This window comes from Bacillus sp. SN32 (genome assembly GCF_002837495.1).
Taxonomy (GTDB): Bacteria; Bacillota; Bacilli; order Bacillales; family Bacillaceae; genus Bacillus; species Bacillus subtilis.
Genome location: NZ_PJCT01000009.1, coordinates 49,695 through 55,751 on the forward strand (window position 1 = coordinate 49,695; position 6,057 = coordinate 55,751).

Consider the following 6,057-nt stretch of genomic DNA (forward strand, 5'->3'; position numbering starts at 1 on the left):
CATTCATTAGATAACTTGTTTGGTTGGACGAATCAAAATTTCACTTACTGCAACGGTTTCAGGCGTACTGATCGCATAAGCTACTGCATCTGCAATATCGCTTGGTTTAAGAGAAAAACCTTCTCCTGTATCCATAAGATCCTTTACCCATTCGCGGTTTTTAGGATCATTAATTGTTGTATAAAGTTCAGTACTGACAGCACCCGGTGAAACAATAGTTGACCGAATATTATTTTCCCTTTCCTCCTGACGCAATCCCTCCATAATCGCTCTAACCGCAAACTTAGTCCCGCAGTATACAGCTGAATCTGGATAAACAACATGTCCAGCTACGGAATCAGTTGCAATAATGTGACCGGACTGTTGTTGTTTCATAATAGGTAATGCAGCAGCAATTCCATTTAAAACACCCATAATGTTAATATCCAACATTTGACGCCATTCATCAAAGCGAGTTTCTGAAAGTGGAGCAGTTGGCATGATTCCAGCGTTATTGTACATTACATCTATACGGCCATATTTTTTAACTGCCAAATCTACAACTGCTTGAACATCTTCTTTATTCGTTACATCTGCAACAGCATATGAAATTTCCGCGTTGGGTAACGTTTCAACAAGAGCTTTCAAACGATCTTCACGACGAGCAGCTATAACTAGTTTTGCTCCTTCTTGTGCAAGTTTCTTAGTAGTTGCTTCGCCAATCCCACTTGATGCACCTATAATAATCACAACTTTACCTTGAATATTTGACATATTGCATAACACCCTTCTTTGAAACATTTCTTTATATTGTGTCCAAGATTTCTTTCATTTAAATGAACATCGATCGAATAATGAACATTTGTTTATTATTAATTAGATATGTGATACATACAATGATTAAATGAATGCAATTTGTTGATTATTCAACAAGTCAACAAATATTGTTGATTATTTTAGAAAAAGCTAAGTATTTGTATAACCTGCATATCAGTGTCTTTAGTTTGTAAGAAGATAGAGTTTTACTGTACATAATCATTTTTTATTAAACTATCTTTGATCATTTCGATAGCCTGAACCTCGTCAGCTCCAATAGCCTTTAAATATATTTCGGTTCCAGGTTTAATTTCCAAGTCCATAATGTCCATTATAGACTTAGGTGAGTGTTTTAGATTGATTCTTTTCCCACGGCATTCAAGAAAGATATCTGATGCAAATTGATGAGCTAAACTTACTAACAGGATTGCTGGTCTCGCAAATCCTGTTTCCTTATTGACAATAAACTGTTTTTTAATCATTCTTCACCTCATAACATTATTATTGACAAAAGGAATTTTAGAGAAATAAAACTCATTTTATAAAATTACTTTGTTTTAAAAAATGAGAATCCAGGAAGATTTGCTTTATTATAATTGTTTCGTTTGAAGTACCATTGGTACGCAAAGCTCTCTGCAATTTTCAATCCGACTATTTTTTCTTCAGGTTTTTTTTGAAGAAGGACTCGAGCTTGTCAAAAGGGATTAGATTCACTCGGTCATACAGATCCACGTGACCTGCACCCGGAACAATGTAGATTTCCTTCGGTTTGCCCGCCAGCTTGTAGGCTTCTTCACTAAACTCTCTGGAATGAGCGTTTTCACCTGTGATGAAAAGCATTGGACGAGGAGAAATCGTCTGTATATCTTCGAATGGGTAAAAATTCATGAATTTGACGTTGCTGGTGAGCGTCGGGTGCGTTGTGAGTTCTGGCGACGATCCTTTAGGCGTGTATTCACCTCTTGGAGTGCGGTAGAAGTCATAAAACTCTCGCTCAATAGCGGTAGATTTTTCATTCAGTTCATGTACTGTCCCACTGGTGTATTTGGTTTTGCCGCCTGTGAACTCCGCATAGCGTTGCTCCGCTGCCTCTTCGAGAATCTTCTTTCTCTGCTCGAGAGTCTGCGAGTGTTTAAGCCCGTTACGGTTAGCAGCACCCATGTCGTACATACTGACTGTCGCAACGGCTTTCATGCGCGGGTCGATCTTGGCTGCGCTGATGGCAAAGCTCCCGCTGCCACAAATCCCTAGAACACCAATCCGCTCCTTGTCAACAAACGGCCGGGTGCCTAGGAAATCCACCGCAGCACTGAAATCCTCGGCATAGATATCCGGCGAAACAGCGTTGCGAGGCTGACCTTCACTCTCTCCCCAGAAAGACAAATCCAAGGACAACGTAACGAACCCCTTTTCAGCCATTTTTTGCGCATACAGATTTGAACTTTGTTCTTTTACTGCGCCCATAGGATGCCCGACAATGATCGCGGGATTTTTGGTGTTCTGATTCAAACCTTTAGGAATAAAAAGATTCCCTGCAACTTTCATGTTGTATTGATTTTTAAACGAAACATTCTTTTTGTTTACCTTGTTGCTTTTGTAAAAGTTGTCTGCTCCATTGGACAGATCCGGCTTGTATCCAACGGTCTTGGATACAGTGTCAACGCTAGCCTTTGATGCAACGTCAGCACTAGTCTTTGATGCAAAGGTCACCGCGGATAAAAGCAAGCCCAATGATATCCCTGTGAGTACAAGCGTGATAGTAAACTTTTTTTCAATTTTAAATAACACCCTTTCTTACTTTTGTTTTAAAAATAATTCTCTTGTAATTAAATGGTGTATATTGACTTTGTTGAAAGCATCGTTGATTGATTAATCAACATTTGTTTATAATTATAAATAGATACACGATGCTCTCAATGGTTAAATGAACGTAATTCGTTGATTAATCAACACTTCAACCTAAATTGTTGATAATCTTAAGAAAGTGTGGTGACCAGCTATGTCCAAAGTGGATAGAAGAATAACCAAAAGTCAAGAAGCGATTAAGAGTGCTCTGATTGAGCTGATGAGTGAAAAAAGTTTTGATCACATTACAATTAAGGATATTGCTGACAGAGCAAATGTTAATCGAGGAACCATTTATCTTCATTACTTAGATAAATTTGATCTATTAGATAAGATTATGGAAGAACATATAAACAATATGGGAGATTTTTGCGAGTCAGCTACTGAAATGGATTGGATTGAATCGACTGTTCACTGCATGGAATATCTTGAGAGTAATTATTTATTCTTTTCGACGATGTTGGCCAGTGAGGGAGCTCGATATTTTCGCAGTCAGTTCCTTAAGTTTAATATCGAAGAGTTTAAGAAAGATGTAGATATAACGAAAGGCAAAAATTATGGCCAAAGTGAAGATGTCATTGTTGAATTTGTTGCAAATGCTTACGTGGGAGTAGTGGAATGGTGGCTAAAAAATGAAATGCCTTATCCACCTCGTGCTATGGCAGAAAAAGTGGGAGAGTTGTTAGAGAGGATTATATAATTACTACTATCAAAATTTCATATCATCAATGAACCAAGGGGTTATTGAAGAAAATTATTTACAGCAGTATAACCGTATCCTTCATGGTTGTCCCAAAGGATAACAGGATATTCGCCATCTACCATTTTATTTGTATCAAGACAATAAGAGTATTCATCTATATACTCAATAACAACTAGACCTGGTATACGCTTGTAAAACGTTCTGTATTCTTTTGTTTGCTCTACAACTTCAGCTCCATGAGAGTCATAACCGAGTATCATAGTCCGAACGTGCCTCCTGAACCATACTCAGTTAAAACCACTTATAACTGTCTGGAAGGGTTACTCTGAGATCTTCTTCTATCTCTTTAATTTGTTTATCAATGACTTCTCCAGTAAGAATTGAATATTTTTTATTCTCATCAAAGAATTTTTTTTCTTTAGAGTAATTCACATTTAGCCTCACGTACATTTAATTTTGGTTTGCAATTCATCGATCTTATTAAGTTCGTACTCATAATCACAGTTTTCTTCTCAAAAAAATTCATAGGAGCAGTATTTATTTTCATATGGCTATTTTAATAGACATGCCACCAGGGACACGTGCAATACCATAAAAATATTCAGTGGTTTAATAACCTAAAAACAGTGCTCATTTTATTGAGGTCCTTGAGTAATAAGGATACCAAATGAACAGGTTGGATCTTTATCGTTTTAGCTCACCATTTTTTAACCATATTTCATATAAACGTATAGAAATGGTGCAAAGTGAATATACAGAGTGTAATGAAAATAAGCTTTCATAACCAATGATATGGATTTACTATGTTGAGGGACTAGTGGGCGTGGTATACGTCAGAGAATAAACCGATGATTTAAACCATCGGTTTTTTTATTTGTTTTCATACTCATTGAAAATCACCTCATTAGGACAAACAGTTATTACATAGCATTACCCAAGGGGTGATGCATTTAATGAAGGTGATAATCATCGAGGGATCGCAAGCTGACAAATGCATTAACGATTGCTATCATTATTTAATAAAACTTTATAGAAAGGAGATCCAGGGTGATAGCAATATATGTAAGGGTATCGACCGAGGAACAAGCGATCAAGGGATCGAGCATCGACAGCCAGATCGAGGCCTGCATAAAGAAAGCAGGGACTAAGGATGTGCTGAAGTATGCCGATGAAGGATTTTCTGGAGAGCTTTTAGAACGTCCGGCTTTGAATCGCCTGAGGGAGGATGCAAGCAAAGGACTTATAAGTCAAGTTATTTGTTATGATCCTGACCGTCTTTCTCGGAAATTAATGAATCAGCTTATCATTGATGATGAACTGCGAAAGCGAAACATACCCTTGATTTTTGTAAATGGCGAGTATGCCAATTCTCCAGAGGGTCAATTGTTTTTCGCAATGCGCGGGGCAATTTCAGAATTTGAAAAAGCCAAAATCAAAGAACGGACTTCAAGCGGCCGACTTCAAAAAATGAAAAAAGGCATGATTATTAAAGATTCCAAACTATATGGCTATAAATTTGTTAAAGAGAGAAGAACTCTTGAGATATTTGAAGAGGAAGCCAAAATTATTCGAATGATTTTTAACTATTTCACCGATCATAAAAGCCCTTTTTTCGGCAGAGTAAATGGTATTGCTCTACATTTAACTCAGATGGGGGTTAAAACAAAAAAAGGCGCCAAAGTATGGCACAGGCAGGTTGTTCGACAGATATTAATGAACTCTTCTTATAAGGGTGAACATAAGCAGTATAAATATGACACTGAGGGTTCTTATGTTTCAAAACAGGCAGGAAACAAATCTATAATTAAAATTAGACCTGAAGAAGAGCAAATAACTGTGGCAATTCCAGCAATTGTTCCAGCTGAACAATGGGATTATGCTCAAGAACTCTTAGGTCAAAGTAAAAGAAAACACTTGAGTATTAGCCCTCACAATTACTTGTTATCGGGTTTGGTTAGATGCGGGAAATGCGGAAATACCATGACAGGTAAGAAAAGAAAATCACATGGTAAAGACTATTATGTGTATACTTGCCGGAAAAATTATTCTGGAGCGAAGGACCGCGGCTGCGGAAAAGAAATGTCTGAGAATAAATTGAACCGGCATGTATGGGGTGAAATTTTTAAATTTATCACAAATCCTCAAAAGTATGCTTCTTTTAAAGAGATTGAACAATCAAATCACTTGTCTGATGAATTAGAACTTATTCAAAAAGAGATAGAGAAAACAAAAAAAGGCCGCAAGCGTCTTTTAACGCTAATCAGCCTAAGTGATGACGATGATTTAGATATTGATGAAATCAAAGTACAGATTATTGAGCTGCAAAAAAAACAAAACCAGCTTACTGAAAAGTGTAACGAAATTCAATCAAAAATGAAAGTATTAGATGATACAAGCTCAAGCGAAAATGCTCTAAAGAGAGCCATCGACTATTTTCAATCAATCGGTGCAGATAACTTAACTCTTGAAGATAAAAAAACAATTGTTAACTTTATCGTGAAAGAAGTTACCGTTGTGGATTCTGACACCGTATATATTGAAACGTATTAAAGAGGGGTGTATGCACCCCCCTTTTGTAATTACAATCTCATTTTCAATACACCTCGCTGCATACGTCGCCAGCTTTGTCCCTTTTCCAGCGGAATAGCTTTCAATTCCTTTAATAAGCCCGATCGTTCCGATGGAGATTAAGTCCTCTGCATCCTCACCTGTAT

Annotated in this window: 5 protein-coding genes and 3 pseudogenes; 3 read left to right on the forward strand and 5 right to left on the reverse strand. The window is 37.2% G+C overall.

Features of this window, described 5'->3' with window-relative positions; all coding sequences use genetic code 11:
• Window positions 1-6: 6 nt before the first annotated feature.
• From CW370_RS20350 to CW370_RS20360, 3 genes are all read right to left on the reverse strand, one after another.
• Entirely contained in the window at window positions 7-753 is a 747-nt protein-coding gene (locus CW370_RS20350; protein ID WP_014112741.1) for an SDR family oxidoreductase, read from the reverse strand.
• A 248-nt stretch (window positions 754-1,001) separates the two neighbouring features.
• Window positions 1,002-1,277: an HPr family phosphocarrier protein gene (locus tag CW370_RS20355; protein ID WP_014477407.1), complete on the reverse strand. Its 276-nt coding sequence runs from the start codon at window positions 1,275-1,277 to the stop codon at window positions 1,002-1,004.
• 169 nt (window positions 1,278-1,446) lie between these two features.
• A complete protein-coding gene (locus tag CW370_RS20360) occupies window positions 1,447-2,571 on the reverse strand; it encodes an alpha/beta hydrolase (protein ID WP_101169969.1) in 1,125 nt (374 codons plus the stop codon).
• Window positions 2,572-2,794: 223 nt separating this feature from the next.
• Between CW370_RS20360 and CW370_RS20365 the strand changes: the two genes are divergently transcribed.
• Entirely contained in the window at window positions 2,795-3,340 is a 546-nt protein-coding gene (locus CW370_RS20365) for a TetR/AcrR family transcriptional regulator (RefSeq protein WP_014112744.1), read from the forward strand.
• 41 nt (window positions 3,341-3,381) lie between these two features.
• Here CW370_RS20365 and CW370_RS21780 read toward each other — a convergent pair.
• Window positions 3,382-3,775 (reverse strand): annotated as a pseudogene (locus CW370_RS21780) (SMI1/KNR4 family protein).
• Window positions 3,776-4,296: 521 nt separating this feature from the next.
• Here CW370_RS21780 and CW370_RS21660 point away from each other — a divergent pair.
• Window positions 4,297-4,475, forward strand: a pseudogene (locus tag CW370_RS21660) (hypothetical protein).
• Window positions 4,433-5,893, forward strand: coding sequence for a site-specific DNA recombinase SpoIVCA (gene spoIVCA / locus CW370_RS20380; protein ID WP_234398263.1), 1,461 nt, complete (start codon window positions 4,433-4,435; stop codon window positions 5,891-5,893). The pseudogene CW370_RS21660 and the gene spoIVCA overlap by 43 nt, the downstream one beginning before the upstream one ends.
• Before the next feature lie 27 nt (window positions 5,894-5,920).
• Here the strand turns inward: spoIVCA and CW370_RS21665 are convergent.
• Window positions 5,921-6,057 (reverse strand): annotated as a pseudogene (locus CW370_RS21665) (sigma factor); the annotation flags it as partial.